This window comes from Paenibacillus polymyxa, from assembly GCF_018614975.1.
GTDB lineage: Bacteria > Bacillota > Bacilli > Paenibacillales > Paenibacillaceae > Paenibacillus > Paenibacillus polymyxa_E.
Map to the genome: position 1 here is coordinate 1 of NZ_JAGGNR010000027.1, position 15,794 is coordinate 15,794.

General features: G+C 46.9%; 16 protein-coding genes. 5 read left to right on the forward strand and 11 right to left on the reverse strand.

Annotated features, from left to right (window positions below; all coding sequences use genetic code 11):
* Positions 1-144: 144 nt before the first annotated feature.
* Positions 145-1,914 carry a 23S rRNA (uracil(1939)-C(5))-methyltransferase RlmD gene (gene rlmD, locus J7E78_RS20620; protein WP_215077992.1) on the reverse strand — a complete coding sequence of 590 codons (1,770 nt, stop codon included), beginning with the start codon at positions 1,912-1,914 and terminating at the stop codon, positions 145-147.
* Between the two features lie 28 nt (positions 1,915-1,942).
* On the reverse strand, positions 1,943-2,824 hold the full coding sequence (locus tag J7E78_RS20625; RefSeq protein WP_215077993.1) for a diacylglycerol kinase: 882 nt from the start codon (positions 2,822-2,824) through the stop codon (positions 1,943-1,945).
* Positions 2,825-3,350: 526 nt separating this feature from the next.
* On the opposite strand from J7E78_RS20625, the gene J7E78_RS20630 reads away from it, so the two are divergent.
* Positions 3,351-4,067 carry an NPP1 family protein gene (locus J7E78_RS20630; RefSeq protein ID WP_215077994.1) on the forward strand — a complete coding sequence of 239 codons (717 nt, stop codon included), beginning with the start codon at positions 3,351-3,353 and terminating at the stop codon, positions 4,065-4,067.
* Between the two features lie 40 nt (positions 4,068-4,107).
* Here J7E78_RS20630 and J7E78_RS20635 read toward each other — a convergent pair whose 3' ends face one another.
* The 3 genes from J7E78_RS20635 to J7E78_RS20645 form a co-directional block, all read right to left on the reverse strand.
* Entirely contained in the window at positions 4,108-4,479 is a 372-nt protein-coding gene (locus J7E78_RS20635; protein ID WP_215077995.1) for a hypothetical protein, read from the reverse strand.
* 141 nt (positions 4,480-4,620) lie between these two features.
* Entirely contained in the window at positions 4,621-5,406 is a 786-nt protein-coding gene (locus J7E78_RS20640) for a sirohydrochlorin chelatase (protein WP_215077996.1), read from the reverse strand.
* A 1-nt stretch (position 5,407) separates the two neighbouring features.
* Complete coding sequence (locus tag J7E78_RS20645; protein WP_017690665.1) at positions 5,408-5,698, reverse strand: YerC/YecD family TrpR-related protein; 291 nt, start codon at positions 5,696-5,698, stop codon at positions 5,408-5,410.
* 452 nt (positions 5,699-6,150) lie between these two features.
* Here J7E78_RS20645 and J7E78_RS20650 point away from each other — a divergent pair, with 452 nt between their 5' ends.
* The gene (locus J7E78_RS20650; RefSeq protein WP_215077997.1) at positions 6,151-6,786 is read left to right on the forward strand and encodes a tyrosine protein kinase; all 636 of its coding nucleotides are present in this window, start codon (positions 6,151-6,153) and stop codon (positions 6,784-6,786) included.
* A gap of 133 nt (positions 6,787-6,919) precedes the next feature.
* Entirely contained in the window at positions 6,920-8,008 is a 1,089-nt protein-coding gene (locus J7E78_RS20655; protein WP_215077998.1) for a DNA alkylation repair protein, read from the forward strand.
* 248 nt (positions 8,009-8,256) lie between these two features.
* Here J7E78_RS20655 and corA read toward each other — a convergent pair whose 3' ends face one another.
* From corA to J7E78_RS20675, 4 genes are all read right to left on the reverse strand, one after another.
* Positions 8,257-9,216: a magnesium/cobalt transporter CorA gene (corA, locus tag J7E78_RS20660; protein WP_215077999.1), complete on the reverse strand. Its 960-nt coding sequence runs from the start codon at positions 9,214-9,216 to the stop codon at positions 8,257-8,259.
* A gap of 302 nt (positions 9,217-9,518) precedes the next feature.
* The gene (locus tag J7E78_RS20665; RefSeq protein ID WP_215078000.1) at positions 9,519-10,508 is read right to left on the reverse strand and encodes an inorganic phosphate transporter; all 990 of its coding nucleotides are present in this window, start codon (positions 10,506-10,508) and stop codon (positions 9,519-9,521) included.
* Positions 10,509-10,522: 14 nt separating this feature from the next.
* Positions 10,523-11,140, reverse strand: coding sequence for a DUF47 domain-containing protein (locus J7E78_RS20670; protein ID WP_215078001.1), 618 nt, complete (start codon positions 11,138-11,140; stop codon positions 10,523-10,525).
* Positions 11,141-11,455: 315 nt separating this feature from the next.
* Positions 11,456-12,529 carry a DUF3048 domain-containing protein gene (locus tag J7E78_RS20675; RefSeq protein ID WP_215078002.1) on the reverse strand — a complete coding sequence of 358 codons (1,074 nt, stop codon included), beginning with the start codon at positions 12,527-12,529 and terminating at the stop codon, positions 11,456-11,458.
* A gap of 337 nt (positions 12,530-12,866) precedes the next feature.
* Here J7E78_RS20675 and J7E78_RS20680 point away from each other — a divergent pair, with 337 nt between their 5' ends.
* Positions 12,867-13,406 (forward strand): DoxX family protein, encoded by a 540-nt coding sequence (locus J7E78_RS20680; RefSeq protein ID WP_215078003.1) that lies wholly within the window; start codon positions 12,867-12,869, stop codon positions 13,404-13,406.
* A 156-nt stretch (positions 13,407-13,562) separates the two neighbouring features.
* Entirely contained in the window at positions 13,563-13,775 is a 213-nt protein-coding gene (locus J7E78_RS20685) for a hypothetical protein (protein WP_017690673.1), read from the forward strand.
* Between the two features lie 167 nt (positions 13,776-13,942).
* Here J7E78_RS20685 and J7E78_RS20690 read toward each other — a convergent pair whose 3' ends face one another.
* A complete protein-coding gene (locus J7E78_RS20690) occupies positions 13,943-14,728 on the reverse strand; it encodes a DODA-type extradiol aromatic ring-opening family dioxygenase (protein ID WP_215078004.1) in 786 nt (261 codons plus the stop codon).
* Positions 14,729-14,831: 103 nt separating this feature from the next.
* Positions 14,832-15,662 (reverse strand): alpha/beta hydrolase, encoded by an 831-nt coding sequence (locus J7E78_RS20695; protein ID WP_215078005.1) that lies wholly within the window; start codon positions 15,660-15,662, stop codon positions 14,832-14,834.
* Between the last annotated feature and the right edge of the window lie 132 nt (positions 15,663-15,794).

Sequence of the window (15,794 nt, forward strand, 5' to 3'; positions counted from 1 at the left end):
GTCACGGGGCTTCAACCTTAGGATTTCTCCACCAGCTGCCCGTCAGCTACGAGGCGACTTGGCTCTTACCTCGACCGGACTTTCACCGGCTAGTTGTGTCTAGCTTGGCTAGGCGCGCAAACAGGTAAATGTAGCTTCAAAACACTACTCCCTAACCAACATCGCTACACTCTCCACATGTACTGTATGCGGGAACATATCCACTGGCGTTACCTCAACCGTTCGATATCCGCCATCCTCCAGCACACGAAGATCACGTGCCAACGTACTCGGATTACAGCTCACGTACACCACTCGCTCCGGCTTCATCTCCAGGATTGTATCCAGCAAACGTGGATCACAGCCCTTGCGCGGTGGATCGACAACGATCACGTCAGCTTCGATGCCTTGTTCTTTCCAGCGTGGGATTACGTCCTCGGATGCACCAACTTCGAACTTGACGTTGCGCATCTCGTTCAATAGAGCATTGCTACGCGCATCCTCAATCGCTTCAGGCACGATCTCGACCCCATACACCTGATCCGCATGTTGAGCGAGGAAAAGAGAAATCGTCCCGATGCCGCAATAGGCATCAATTACGGTCTCTTTGCCACTCAGTCCTGCGTACTCTACCGTCTTCCCATACAGTACTTCCGTCTGCACCGGATTCACCTGATAGAACGAACGCGCAGAGATCGCAAACTGCACATCACCGATATAATCATAGATTACATCACGTCCCCACAGGACGCGGGTCTCATCGCCAAAGATGACGTTGGTCTGTTTCTTGTTCACGTTCTGGCAGATGCTCGCCACATGCGGAATGGCTTCACGGATACTGCCAATCCATTCGTCTTTGTACGGAATGTCTCGACCATTCGTAACCAGAACAAGCATCATCTCGCCTGTACGGAACGCCTTCTTCACGACCACGTGACGGAGCAGACCCCGGCCTGTCTCTTCGTTATATGCGCTGATTCCCAAATGACTGCCGATCTCCTTAACCTTCGCGACCACTTCGTCATTATGCTCATGCTGAATGAGGCAGCTCTCCATATCGATGATCCGATGACTTCCTTTTGCGTAAAAACCACCTACCAGACCACCCTCAGCTGCTCCAATCGGCACCTGTGCCTTATTCCGATAGCGCCATGGCTCGTCCATGCCCATCGTAGGCAGTACGCGAATGCCCTGCTCCGTATCTTCTTCGTTCATAACACCTTCGAGGCGAAGTCGAATACGATTGCTGCCGATCATTTGTACTTCAGAAGTAGCCAGTTCAGTTGTCTGATTCGCATCACCAACTGAAGCGTCATCCTGCACACGCTGTTCGGCTCCCTCTTCATCTTCCTGCACGTTGGATGCCAGCGTCTCCGCATCCTCCACCATCACGTTCAGCTTGCCAATACGTTGCAAATTATCGACCACCAACTGGCGTTTCCACGCAAGCTGACCGGAATAGCTCATATGCTGGATCTGGCAGCCGCCGCACTGATCGTAGATCGGGCAAGGCGCGAACACACGATCCGGGCTTGCTTTCACGATCTCCAGCAATTTGGCGTAGCCGTACTGCTTCTTGGTTTTCATTACACGCACACGAACGGTTTCACCTGGAAGCGCACCCTGCACAAAGAGCGTGTATCCATTCGCACGACCTACTCCCTCACCGTCATGGTTCATGCCAATGATGTCGATGACGGTCTCTTCATTTTTACTAACGGGCAGTCCTTCGATTGGTGCAGATTCACGCGTTCTCCCCTTAGGACGAACGGCAGAAAGAGATGCGCCTTGTGGCCGCACCTCTTTTCCCTGCTGACGTGGTGATGGACGAGATGATTGACTTGGCTGACGGGACGCTGAAGCGTTCCCTAGCCCCTGAGAGGCAGCCGAATTCCGGCGGTTTTTTCCACGACCGCTGCGGTTCGTATTAGACAACGTACATTCACTTCTTTCTTTTTAGTATTTAACGATACAACATCAGATGATGACGCAAATTCGTAAACGTAGCTGGCAGCGTGCCGCCCAACTCTCCATCGAGGTTCAGTTGCACATAGCCCGGCGACGTAACTTCCATATGACTCGTCTGGAAATGAACGACCTTCTTGTCGTTCAGATGCTCCCCACGCAGCGCAAGCGTTACGAGGCGGATCATGTCAGCCAGATTACATTTGCGGACACCGATCACATCGAACAGACCATCATCAATAGTTGCACCCGGAGCCAACTTCTCGAAACCTCCTACCGAATTGGTATTGGCGATGAGGAATAACATGAATTCATCATGGATCTCTTCCTGACCGTCGGCGCGAATAATCAGCTCCTGAGGAGACAGGCTCGCCATTTTCTCAATACCCTTCATATAATAGGCCAGTTGCCCAATCATCGTTTTCAGACGACTCGGTACTTCATAGGTCAGTTCAGTCAGTGAGCCGCCACCGGCGATGTTGATAAAATATTTATCATTCGCTTTGCCCAGATCGAGCGGACGAAGCTGCTGGTTAATGACCAGATCCACGTAATCTTCCCACTGTCTCGGAATGCTGAGTGCACGTGCAAAATCATTTGTTGTTCCCAAAGGAAACACACCCAGCGGAGGACGGTTCTCCCGCTCGGCCATACCGTTAATAACCTCGTACAACGTGCCATCGCCACCAGCAGCAATAATCATGTCATAGCCGCGCTCAATTGCAAGTTCAGCTTCCCGGGTTGCGTCACCTTCACCCGTTGTTGCGTGACATGAAGCTTCAATACCACCTTGATCCAAACGCTGCAAAATATCAGCCAGACGTTTCTTCATTTCTTCCCGGCCTGAGGTCGGATTATATATTAAACGAGCTTTTTTCATCTCATACGCCACCTATTCCACATTATCCATGAGTCTGAACGACCACATATTCTTACGTTGCATCAGTCCACAAAAGGGCATATTTTTAACACAACAATGAACTTCCGTTAATGTTGCTCTAATCCTTCGTCTTACCTATATCTATGCATCAGGAATTACGTCTCATTCCAAAGCCTTTAACTCCTATCATATCATCAAATGTAAAGATGTCCTAGCCTGTAATCTATAAGTATATTTTTACATATATGTATCCACTAATCCATCCATTACCCAATAAACCTCCTGCACCGATCCTGAATCTTCCCCACTACCTTTTATGTAAAATAAGTCTCATTAATCAACCATTCTGCCCGCTTGGACAGGAATTAGTCTTCGATTTCGCTTACCTTCATATGATTAAGACATAGATATGCTACAAATTTACAAATCTTAAGATGAAAAGATAAATAACATAAACCTTTTTCCACTATAGTCTTAGTGCACCCTCAGCTTAGCACCACATCATACCCGTGAAGGAGAATTGTGAATGAAGAAAATCGTGTTAATGCTCCTGGTCTTTCTTATGGCATGTATTCCTTGGGTCACCATTGTTGAAGCAGCAGAAATTAATCATGATCAGGTTGTTGGATTTCAGGAAGTCTCACCAGTTACCGTGACACAACAAGCAGCCAAGCGTTTTCAGCCATTTCTAAAAGTCTATCATGGATGCGTGCCTTTCCCCGCAGTGGATCAGCAGGGCAATACCAGTGCGGGCTTGAATACGTCCGGGTCATCGAATGGAAACTGCAGCTCAAGTACAGGGCAGATCTACTCCCGCTCCGCATGGCACAATGGGGTGTGGGCTATCATGTATTCGTGGTATTTCCCCAAAGACTCCCCTTCCTCCGGACTCGGTCATCGTCATGATTGGGAAGGAATCGTCGTATGGGTCGATAATCCGGCAGCTCCCACTCCAAAAATCCTCTCTATCGCATATTCCGGTCACGGCCAGTTCACCAAAGTCACACCGAGCAATAACAATACACAAGGTAACCATCCGTTGATTTCCTATAATAGTACCTGGCCGCTGAACCATGAGCTTGGCGTTACCAACGCTGTTGGGGGAACACAACCTTTAATCGGATGGGACGATCTGACTTCTGCGGCACGAAATGCACTCAACACGACAAACTTTGGCAGCGCCAACGTACCTTTCAACGATAACAATTTCACCAACAATTTAAACAAAGCCTGGTTTAGATAAAAAAATCCCCTTCAAGTGAACAGTTCACTTGAGGGGATTTTCATATGTTAGCATTATTTAACGCCTCAATCTCTCCAAAAGAACCCGCAATCAGTTTAGCCTGAATCTCCGGTGTAATCGTTATGTCCATAGCCTCAAGCACCTTGAAGCCCTCATCCATCGCCCTAATCATATGTTGAATTTGCTTTCTGTTCCCGTCCAACTTGATCAACTCACGCTCCTGATTAAAGCTCACCGCATTAAGCATCAGAATGGGGATGATATGACTTTTCAGCCAGGCATCAATATCGCTTAGAACATTCAACTTGTATTTCACATGTTGGAAAGCTTGATCCAGCAAAGGTTTAAAGCTTATCTCACCGTCCAGACTGCCAATCACCATCTGCCCACTTCCTCCACCGATGGATAACATGCGCTCCTTTTCCGGCCTCCACTCACAAAAAACCACGTCAAAGGACGTGGTTTGATGATTGATGAAGCTATGGAGTTCAAATCAATTGATGCGACATTACTGCGAGCGATGCGATCACACACCTATGCCAAAGCGATCACTTCAAGAAGAAGCTTTAACCTCATTACATCTCTCCAGCAAAATCTGGATCTGGCGCTCTAGCCACTGCCCAAGCAATGGATGTGGCAACAGTGTCTCACCGCTGTACACATAGTCCAGTTCCTGCAACCGATCCGGGATAACATTCCTCGTGAAATAACCGGCACTCAAAAACAGCGGCGCCACAATGACTCGGTTCCCCCGCTCTTCGTTCCAGTACTTCACTTTATCGTACAGACTCTCCGGATTCAGCAATGCATAATCTGTATGGGCTACACCACTAACTTCCTGCACACGCTCTGCGAGGGAAGAAATTCCGGCTTCCCAACGGTCGCGAAAACCATCATGAATACTTCCATGTCCTACCAGCAGAATGGTTTCTTCCTCGGGTTGCTGTGACAGCAATCGAACTTTGTCCCACACCATTACGGCAATATCCGGATCGTTATCCACTGGATAACCAAAATGAACCCGGGCTGTGACCTCGAAAGGTTCCAGATCCGTTTCTCGCTCAGGTGCTGCCTTTGCACCAATGGCAAATTCAATTTCATCTACATGAGTACTTCCAGACGAAACAAATAGAGGTACGACCAGAATATCCGTTACGCCTTGTGCTTCCAGTCGGTTGATACCGTCCTGGATTAGACGTCCTTCCACAAGTTCAAGAAAACCGGCTTCAACTGGTAATGGAACAGGCAGATTCAACCGGGAGATCGCGTCATCGACGGATTCCACCCAGGTCTGCTCCTGTGAACCGTGACTAATGATGAGTACACCCGGCTTCTTCATGTTAGCGTCCCAGGCGTTCCAGCGTCATTTTATAACCATCATTGCCGTAATTCAGGCAGCGTTTCACACGTGAAATCGTGGCTGTACTCGCGCCTGTCTCTGCTTCAATCTGGTTATACGTATTGCCTTTACCCAACATTCGTGCCACTTCCAGCCGCTGGGACATGGATTGGATCTCGTTTACCGTGCAGAGGTCATCAAAGAAAACATAACACTCTTCAATATCTTTTAGAGTCAAAATAGCCTCAAATAGTTGTTCAATGCTTTTATCATTTAGCTTTTTCAGCTGCATTTCATCATCATCCCCTAGCGGTTACTGTGTACCTACATTGTACTCACCCTGAGTTGGTATTTCAAGCGTTACCGATTTCACGCACTACAGAATAAAAATACATGTTACCGCTTACAAAAGGTACTATTGTCCTCCCCTCACGCACATCGGGCGAAATTCCCACGCTTTTTCCCAGTTTTCACCTGTATATATCCGATTACTTATGTAGGTTTTCAATCCCCCTAAATGTGACAATTTTGTGTCCAAACTGCATTTTACTCTTCGTGAACCTGCCAACTTACATGCGCCCAAATCCGCAAATATCCCGTTTTCCGGGATACCCGCCTACGCCGTCTCTCCGCGAATGACATACAGTATAACAAAAGGGAGTTCCACAAGGGTCTATGATGTACATCTGTCATGCAACTCATGGAACGCAATTCCGAAATCCAATAGAAGGAACGTGATTGTTCATGCCACAGCATTATTATCACCGCCAGCCAGCACCAGGGCAGCGTCCGTCTTCTCATGCTCATCGGCAGGCACATACTTCTGCCTATATGCCGCCCGGTGTGGTTCCGCGGTCTTTAAATGAAACTCAGATTCAACCGATGTATCCTGGCGTAGAACCACACTACCCGGGCTTTGGTGAAGTCGAAGCTTCTGCAGTCGTACCCTATGGGCAGGGTGTGGCTGGCGGGAACTTTTATGGAGGTGCAGCTCAGGTTGTTCCCCCAGCTCCGGTAACGGCGCCTGCTACTGGCAGTACCGGCTTTTCATTAGCCAACATCGGTGAGTTAAAAGGAATGATCGACCGCTTCGGCGGTATTGATGGGATCATGAGTGGAATAGGCAAAATGCAAAAGGTCGTTGGTGGCATCCAGCAGATGGCTCCGATGATGAAGCTCGTTATGGGCATTCTGCCTTTTGGAAAAGGAAAATCAAATAACAGCGCAGCTGATGCAGACTATGAAGAATATAAGCCGTCCCGAAAACGTACGCGTAAGCGTCAGAATAAAACAACGAATGTGCCACGTCGCCGCAATACAACTCCAGTCCGTCGCAAATCCAATTCCACGAAGCGCCGTCCCAAAAGTCGCAAAGGTTAAAAAAATTCAGGCACCCCCTTACAGAAGGCGGGTGCCTTAACAACGTTCATCCGTATACAAATAAAGTTTAGGAACTTACGTTCTTATCCCTGTAATTTGAGGTATACTGGATAGTAACTAAAGGAGGCGGACCATGGAACTTATCAAAGACAAATACACTCCCGCATTAATCGGTCGGACCGGCGAACAGTTGCGTCAATTCTACCCGAAGCTGGATACACAGCAATTTCATGAATTGGTTTTCGCTGAAGGCTGGGAACAGTTGGAATTCAAAGCACGCATTCGCAGAATCACACTGGCCTTGACTGCAGTACTCCCCGACAATTATGAGGAAGCATTACCTATCATCGAACAAGCAGCCCCCAATATGAGAGGCGTTGAATATCTTTTTGTGCCGGATTTTATCGAAGTGAATGGACTTGACCTAGAAGATTACGAATTATCCATGAAGTATCTGACCGTCTTCACACCTTATTCCAGCTCCGAGTTCGCGGTACGCCCGTTTATTGAACGTTATCCAATTCAAACGATGAAACATATGATGGCGTGGGCAGAGAGCAACAACGAGCATATCCGCAGACTTGCCAGTGAGGGCAGCCGGCCACGTTTGCCATGGGGTGCCAAACTCCAGAACTTTATTACTGATCCAACACCTGTACTTCCGATTCTGCATGCATTGAAACAGGACGAGTCCCTCTATGTTCGCAAAAGTGTCGCCAATCATCTGAATGACATCTCCAAGGACCACCCTGAACTGGTTATGGATCTGGCCACGACCTGGTACGGACAACATGTACACACAGACTGGATTGTCCGGCATGCCAGCAGGTCATTACTGAAGAAAGGACATAGTCAAGCACTAAGTCTTTTTGGTTATAACGAGCAGGATTCGATTCACATTGAGCAGCTTCAGCTTGCTCATGATACAGTCGCTATTGGCGAAGATCTTCATTTTTCGTTTGATGTCGTTAATAAGAGCGGCGAGTCACAGATGCTGCGAATTGAATATGAGATGGGTTATATGAAGGCAAACGGCAAGCAGGCACCCAAACGGTTCAAATGCTCCGATAAAATGTACCCGACAGGCAGAACCAAGGTAGCCACCAAACAATCGTTCAAAATCATTACAACGAGGAAATACTATGCTGGACTACATACGCTAACGATTGTTGTGAATGGTCAAGCGGCGGCAACAACTTCTTTTGTCCTTGAAGTGGAGTAACAGGAAATCGTCGTAAGTTATACACAGCTCGTTTCAGCGAAAACTTATTCACATGTGGATAGAATATTTCTAGACATCTACACAAGGATCAGAAAGGCCACCTAGGCAACATCATCTACCGACAGGTTATTCCATTCCTGCCTGAGATCATTGCTCAGTGGCCTTTTTCATGAAGACTGAAACGCCTGACTCTAAGCTTTCTGGAAAAAAGCGGCGTTCAGAGCAGTAAGATGTAACATTTCATTTTCTTACTTAAACCATCCCCGCTTCACAAACCAGGCCACCATGCTGCCGCCAAGCACAAACATTAACAACAGCACCGCACCATACCCAAACTTCCATTGAAGCTCAGGCATATAGGCAAAGTTCATGCCATAGATACCCGCGATCAGTGTGAGCGGCATAAATACCGTCGTTATTACCGTGAGTGTCTTCATGATCTGATTCATCCGGTTGGAGTTCAGGGAAATATAACTGTCGCGCAGATCAGCGGTCATCTCCCGATCGGCTTCAATCATGTCCGTCAGCTTCAATAAATGGTCATAGATATCGGTAAAATAAGCCGTATGTTCACCTGTTCGCTGCACATGCTGGGAGTTAACCACCCGATAGAGCAGATCCCGCATCGGTACTACCGTTCGTCTGAGCTTCAGCAATCGAGTCCGCAGATCAAACACCTGGTTCATCAAGTCTTCAACCGACTCTTGTCCCCCCCGGTTCTCCAGTTCAGCCAGTTCATCCTCAATCGCAAATAGAGACGGAAAATAATGATCGACCAGCTTATCCATCACCGTATAGGCTGCTGCCACCGGACCTCGCGCCCAGATGGTTCGTTCATGTGCATGGTGCAACAAGCGTTCCCACGCTTCATCCACTTCCTCCAGTACGCCATGATGAAAAGACACTAGGAAGTTTGATCCGAGAAACAAGTCAACCTCCTCGGCTTCCAGTGTGGATGGGTTCAGTGCATGCAGCACAAGAAACTGCAAATTATCATAATAATCAAGCTTGGGCCGTTGCAATATATGCATACAGTCCTCTATAGCTAATGGGTGAAAATTAAAATATGTATCCAGCAAACGGCTTTCCTCTTCCGTTGGCTCGTTAAAATCGGCCCATACCCAGGCGTAATCGTTCAGATCCAACTGTGTAAGTGGTACGTTAACGGAGACTTGATGCTCTCGTGTAATGGCGAGTGTACGAATCATAAATCAGATCACATCCTTGTCCTGTATCTTTACGTTATTGTACACAGGTACCTTCAAACTCGACAACAAAAAAAGCCAACCCTGTTGGCTTCTCTCATTTCCCTATCCACAGTTTCCTGTATCCACAGGAATATCTTATTTTGGTTTATCATTCCACGGATGGCTATCCACATATCCAGCCTGTCCACACGTTCATGCACAGGCGTCTCTTGATTTTGGTTGTATAATTATCCACATATCCCGATATTCACACAGTTATGAACAGATTGTCTGTTAACCCCGAATTCGTTCCGGATCTCTTTTTAGAAAATAATCCAGTAGAGCAATCCTGCCAGTCCCGCAGTAATCGGAATTGTAATGAACCACGTAATAATGATACGTCCAGCAAGTCCCCATTTCACAGCAGAGAAACGTTTCGCGGAACCTACACCCAGAATAGCTGATGTGATGGCGTGCGTTGTACTAACTGGAAGGTGAAGCAACGTTGCTGTGAAAATAACGGAAGCAGCTGACAGATCCGCGGCAAATCCGTTAATCGGTTCAATTTTAAAGATTTTGGTACCCATCGTTTTGATGATTTTCCAACCACCAATGGATGTACCCAGAGCCATCGCGGTTGCTGCTGAAATTTTAACCCACAGCGGCACTTCCAGATGATCTTGTACACCTGCTGCAACCAAAGCAAACGTAATAATACCCATCGCTTTCTGTGCATCATTCGTACCATGTGTGAAGGCTTGCAGTGCAGCCGTGAAAATCTGTACCGTACGGAAACCTTTATTCACGTTATGCGGACTGCGCTTGGCGAAAATGTATTTGAGAATCGTCATGACCGCATAACCGATAGCAAATGCGATCAGAGGTGATAATAGCAAACCTCCAACGATATCAATGAATCCGCTCCACTTCACTTTTTCAGCTCCTGCGCCAACGAGCACGGCACCTGCAAGGGCTCCGATAAGTGCGTGTGATGAGGAAGACGGAATACCAAACCACCATGTAACCAGGTTCCAGATAATCGCAGCGATCAAGGTGACTATGACGACCTCGATCCCGTTATCCAGCGTGCTGGGGTCTGTCACACTCCCCCCAATCGTCTTCGCAACGCCTGTAAACATCATCGCACCGACAAAGTTCATTACCGCTGCCAATAGGATCGCGCGACGTGGCGTTAGTGCTCGTGTCGATACTGAAGTGGCAATGGCATTGGCCGTGTCGTGAAAACCGTTGATGAAGTCAAACGCCAGTGCAAGGAAGACGACTAAACCTAATACCCAAATCGTTGTTTCCATTATTCTCTGGCTCCTTAAGAATTACGCATGATGATGGATTCGAGCACATTCGCTACGTGTTCACAAGCATCCGTTGTTGTCTCAAGACGTTCGTAAATTTCCTTACGTTTGATCAATTCAATCGGATCAGGCACGGTAGCGAAAAGGTTCTTGATACACATGCGCAACACTTCATCGCCCTGATTTTCCAGATCATTCAATCGAATCGTGTACTCACGAATCGCCAGCAATTTTTTCTGAGACAGCAAATGAATGGCCTTCTGAATTTCGTAAGCCGATTGGCGCAAAATTTCAGCGAATTGAACGATATATTCGTCCGGATCTGTCAGTTGGTACATATAGAAACGGGAAGCCGTTGCTTCGAGTCCGTCCAATACGTCATCAAGTGTCGTTGTCAGCTCCATAATATCATCGCGTTCGATCGGCGTGATAAATGTTTTGTTGAGTTCTGTAATAATCGTATGCACGTAATCATCACATTTCGACTCGTACTTCTTCATTTCATTGGCAAAAAGAGTCACATCCTGAAGGTTGGAGATTTGCTGGGAGAAATAATCTGCCGCTTGAACAACCGTATCTGCCATGTTCTCCAGTGTTTCAAAAAATATATCCTTCTTCTTCTTAAACTTCATACCCCTATCCCCTTTACGAGAAATTGCCGATAACCGATGAAACATGAAATGACAACCTTTGATATCTTATCATATTTGTTTCATGGTTTGTACAAAAGGTGTGATCCTTTTTTATATTCTTATCACATTAATCTGAAATGAATCTTAATTATTTGGAATAATGGTAAATTCAAGTTAAGATTTTACACTACGTTTACAATTCGACATCGAATTATGAAATCGACACGATTCTACTTTTTACGTTAATGTACAATATAATGCCTTTTCGACGACAAAATGGTTACATGTTTCATCGTTTTCTTTCATTACATCCTTTTATTGCACAGCCAGCTTCACATGACTAGAAAATTCCGGTTGATTAGGAACAATGCTGATAAAGGTTTTACCCGGCACAAGAGCAACTTCACTGCCACCTTGAACAAACCGTATAATGTCCCCCTGCTTCTTGACCCACTGCCCACGAATCATCTTGCCCTTCTGAAACAACATGGCTTCTCCGCCCTGTTCCACATTAACGGACAACCGTCCTACACTATCGAGCACCTTGTGATCTGCACCTGCCACAATGATGTTCGCTGTGCCAAGTTGAGTCCCATTATCCAAATCCTGATCTGCCTTACCATTCACCATTCTCATATATCGTCCGCTAACTTCATCATAATCATACGTTACCCGGTAACTATCCAATAAATAATGGATATCGAATTGTTTCACTGCCTCTCCTGCGGATGTCGCGCCTTCTTCATTATAGATGTATACGGGAGACTTGAAATCATGGCTATAGCCCTTGATATCGGCTCCTTCTCTCAGCTTGTCCGCTGAAGTATACAGATTATGTGGTGCTTTACGATCCGAGGAACGCCAGAAATACGGCCCACCATTCGAAATCTCATCCATATGCTGTTTCTGCTGCCTTTGCAAAATGGAATACGCCTCCGGACTGCCTCCGGCGTGAACAAGTATCCCATCATAACTCTCGCCTAGCTCAATCAAATATGGACGTATACTACGAACGGGTCCAACCGTCTCCGCACCACCTTCACTCTGGAAGATGGCTATGAAACGGGTAATGCCTCCCTCAGCGAGAACTTCAAGAATGATATCGGCTGAGCTTAGACCCGATTGGGGCCGAGCTGCTGGTGCATTATTAATCATTACGGCGAGTGGTCGACGCGTAATCGCTGCATCTACAGGCAGCCCCGTCAGAGGTGCTGTATAGAGAGAGGTGTTAGATTCCTCCACGTTCTGTTCTTCTTGTACAGGTGCAGGTGTCGGTTCTGGCTGAAGTGGCATTTGAGTCGCCTCCTGGTTTTGGCAGGCAACAAGACTCAATGCGAGAATACACAGGGATGCAGCCGATGCTACTTTGTTCCATTTAAAAAGCTTCAATATAGGACCTCCTGAACGATATGGCCTGGTTCTAAGTTGTGATATATGTCTCATGTAGGCAACCATTTCACGTATTTCTTTCCATTTAATCACACCCCATCCGATTTGTCTGCGCCCAGAAGGCCTTGATACAGCTTGAAATACACATTTGAAACAGCGGAATGCGAGAAAAATATGTACTAAATGTGAACTTCTCAAACCTTACTTAAAATTTGAACTAGATTGTGATTTTAATCACAAACAAAACAACTTTTGAACTATACAATAAAGACATCAAAGGTGATCACTTAGAAAAACAAAAACAACACACACTAGATTCCATGAAGGAGTGGTTCATATGTTCAGCTTCAACCAATGGCTTAGAGAAAACAAAGTAGCAATGTGGATTTTGACAGTGCTTCGGGTGTATATCGGTTATGATTGGATGACTCACGGATGGAGCAAATTGACTGGCGGATTCCAAGCTGGCGGGTTCCTCGCCGGAGCAGTCGGAAAAGCAACAGGTGAAAACCCTACAGTGCAAGCATGGTGGGGAACCTTCCTTGAAAAATTCGCTGTACCGAATGCCGGATTGTTCGACTTCATTATCCCTCTTGGTGAATTCCTTGTAGGTGTCGGGCTCATACTTGGCTGCTTCACAACACTGGCTGCCCTGATGGCTCTCGTAATGAACTTCGCGTTCCTCTTCTCGGGTACAGTAAGCACGAACGCTCAACTGGTTCTGATGCAAATCTTCCTGGTTGTTGCTGGTGCGAATGCAGGTAAAATCGGTTTGGATCACTGGGTACTGCCTTACCTTCGCGGATTGATCACTCGCAACAAAGGTAATCATCCTAAAGACACACCAACCATTAGCCCAACTCAAAAAACAGCTTAAGCAATCATTCATAGAATTCTCGGCCCTGCTCCCAATCCCCCTGGAGAGCAGGGCTTTTTACTTTTAAAAAATAGCCTGGATGCTCTGCCTGACTTGCCCATCGACAGAAAACCGTATTATGATGAAATAAAGTTGAACTTCAAAGGAGTACACGATATGCCGACCCAGCGACGTCTCGAGACCGATGCGGACTTCCAGGAAGCCATGAATATGAAGTATAAGGTTCGAGTTTTTAAAGATAATCACCAGATTGACTCCGGTGGCATCATTATCCGTTTTGACAGCAACACCGTAGTTGTACAATCCAGTGTCAGTGAGCTCGCTTATCATTCCCGTACAGACTGTGAATTGTTCGAAATCCGCAAATAAAGATCTATTGCATGAATAAGTCCTCGATTGAAAGAAGGTTCCTTTAGCCCCATTAAGGGTGTACAGGAACCTTCTTTTGTTTATATATTGTAATTGTATACATTTACACATGTTACCCGTACCCAACTGGCTTCAAACGCCATAATCAGGCTCTTGTCTGTTCCAAGTTACACGCCGTCTCCAAACTGCCAGCAGTTCAAACTTAGTGTTCCATAAGGGTAAGACTGGAATAGACGCTTCGCTGATCGGGACATATCCGCTGTACCCATGGCGTAGAACAAAGGTGCAAGGTGTTCTGTACCATACGACGGAACTGCCGTGCGTGCATGAGGGGCTTTTTTCTCATATTGAAACAGCTCTCTTGTGTTCCACTGCTCCAAGCGCTCCCCGATCCAGTTATCAAATTCAACCGCCCACTCTTGCGGTTCATCCGTATTGCCCAACAATCGTAAATTGTGAACCGTTCCACCACTGCCAATGATCAGCACATCATCATGACGCAGCTGTTCCAGCATTCGGCCAATATCATACTGTTCCTGCGGCGTACGCAGCGAGTCTACAGATACAGCGATCACAGGGATATTAGCCTCGGGATACATATGGAGCAACGGTACCCATACACCATGATCCAGCCCTCGGCCTCGAATCTTCTGATGTGCCAGATTGCTGCGGGTGAACAGAGCACATATCTCGTTTGCTAAATCTGGCTGCCCAGATGCAGGGTACTCCATCGTATACATCGTAGAAGGAAATCCGTAAAAATCATGCAAGGTCTGATGTGTATCATCCATCGTCACGGACGGTTCAGGACAATCCCAATGCGCCGTAAATACAACAATGGCTTTCGGAGCCGGCAGCCTGTCTCCAAGCTGGTTCAAGAAGTGAGTGTAGTCATTGCTCTCCACCGCCAGAGCGGGAGAACCATGCGCAATGAAAAGTGCGGGTAATGTCATTGCTGCCAACCTCCAGACACGGATAGAATGCTTACTCCTCTATTTTACCCTTAAGAAGGCGCTTTTCCAAGCCGACATCCCCAAGCAGTTGTAATCCTGCCACCTATATCATCCAGTGCTGCCAATCCTGCTCGATCTTCTGACGTTCGCCAAGCCACTCTCTGGTACGCGTAATGAGCTGTTCCCGCTCTTTACCTGAAGAGAAGGTGTGATCGCCCTGGAAGATGATCTCCTTGTCACAGCGGCCCTCTTGGCGCATCCAGAATACCTTTTGATACAGGAATGCGTAGTCTACTGGAATGATCTCATCTGAGGTGCCATGTACGACGAGTACATCTCCGCTAAACTTAACTGCTTCCTGGAATGGCTGATGTTCAGCAAGAGACTCGAAGAACGTCGGTGTGAATTTGTATCCGAGATAATCAGCCGCACCCTGTTTGACCCCTTCGTCGTATACTTCCCGTCCCGTAATCTTCACAATATCATTGAATGGATAACCCACGGAGGACCACATCACCAGGTTTTTAACACGTTTGTCACGTACAGCAGTTAGCAATGCAACGGCACCACCCAGACTATGACCAATCAGTGTAACACGCGTAGGATCTACATCACTGCAATTCACCGCGTAATCCAGCACCGAACGGGTCTGCAGCACCATGGACTCCAGTCCCTCCGCTCCATACTCCCCGCTGCTCTCTCCGCAACCGATATAATCGAAACGCAGCACCAGATAACCGTCTTCAGCCAGCTCCCGTGCAGTCTTTACAAACAAACGGTCCACGCCGATCCGACTACCAACGAAGCCGTGGCAGATCACTGCCAGAGGTACGCGTTGCTGACTCTTCCCCTCCTTAATATCTTTCACAACCGGATAATGAATCGTGGCTGTTAATTCTTCCTGTCCATGACGGATACTGATCTGACGTTCCATACGTTTTCCCCTTTCCAGGCTTAGCCTGTTAAGCTTCATTTATTAAATATATATATATAATCCGATAAGTTTAGTGTGTATTAAGATGTTATTCATATATTATCATCCCGTAACCTGCAAGTCAACGTAAGT

Coding starts and splice junctions, on each gene's coding strand:
- J7E78_RS20680 (WP_215078003.1), top strand. CDS start 12,867: ATGTTCAGCTTCAACCAATGGCTTAGAGAAAACAAAGTAGCAATGTGG.
- J7E78_RS20635 (WP_215077995.1), bottom strand. CDS start 4,479: ATGTTATCCATCGGTGGAGGAAGTGGGCAGATGGTGATTGGCAGTCTG.
- corA (WP_215077999.1), bottom strand. CDS start 9,216: ATGATTCGTACACTCGCCATTACACGAGAGCATCAAGTCTCCGTTAAC.
- J7E78_RS20630 (WP_215077994.1), top strand. CDS start 3,351: ATGAAGAAAATCGTGTTAATGCTCCTGGTCTTTCTTATGGCATGTATT.
- J7E78_RS20690 (WP_215078004.1), bottom strand. CDS start 14,728: ATGACATTACCCGCACTTTTCATTGCGCATGGTTCTCCCGCTCTGGCG.
- J7E78_RS20655 (WP_215077998.1), top strand. CDS start 6,920: ATGGAACTTATCAAAGACAAATACACTCCCGCATTAATCGGTCGGACC.
- J7E78_RS20640 (WP_215077996.1), bottom strand. CDS start 5,406: ATGAAGAAGCCGGGTGTACTCATCATTAGTCACGGTTCACAGGAGCAG.
- J7E78_RS20695 (WP_215078005.1), bottom strand. CDS start 15,662: ATGGAACGTCAGATCAGTATCCGTCATGGACAGGAAGAATTAACAGCC.
- J7E78_RS20645 (WP_017690665.1), bottom strand. CDS start 5,698: ATGCAGCTGAAAAAGCTAAATGATAAAAGCATTGAACAACTATTTGAG.
- J7E78_RS20670 (WP_215078001.1), bottom strand. CDS start 11,140: ATGAAGTTTAAGAAGAAGAAGGATATATTTTTTGAAACACTGGAGAAC.
- J7E78_RS20625 (WP_215077993.1), bottom strand. CDS start 2,824: ATGAAAAAAGCTCGTTTAATATATAATCCGACCTCAGGCCGGGAAGAA.
- J7E78_RS20685 (WP_017690673.1), top strand. CDS start 13,563: ATGCCGACCCAGCGACGTCTCGAGACCGATGCGGACTTCCAGGAAGCC.
- J7E78_RS20650 (WP_215077997.1), top strand. CDS start 6,151: ATGCCACAGCATTATTATCACCGCCAGCCAGCACCAGGGCAGCGTCCG.
- J7E78_RS20665 (WP_215078000.1), bottom strand. CDS start 10,508: ATGGAAACAACGATTTGGGTATTAGGTTTAGTCGTCTTCCTTGCACTG.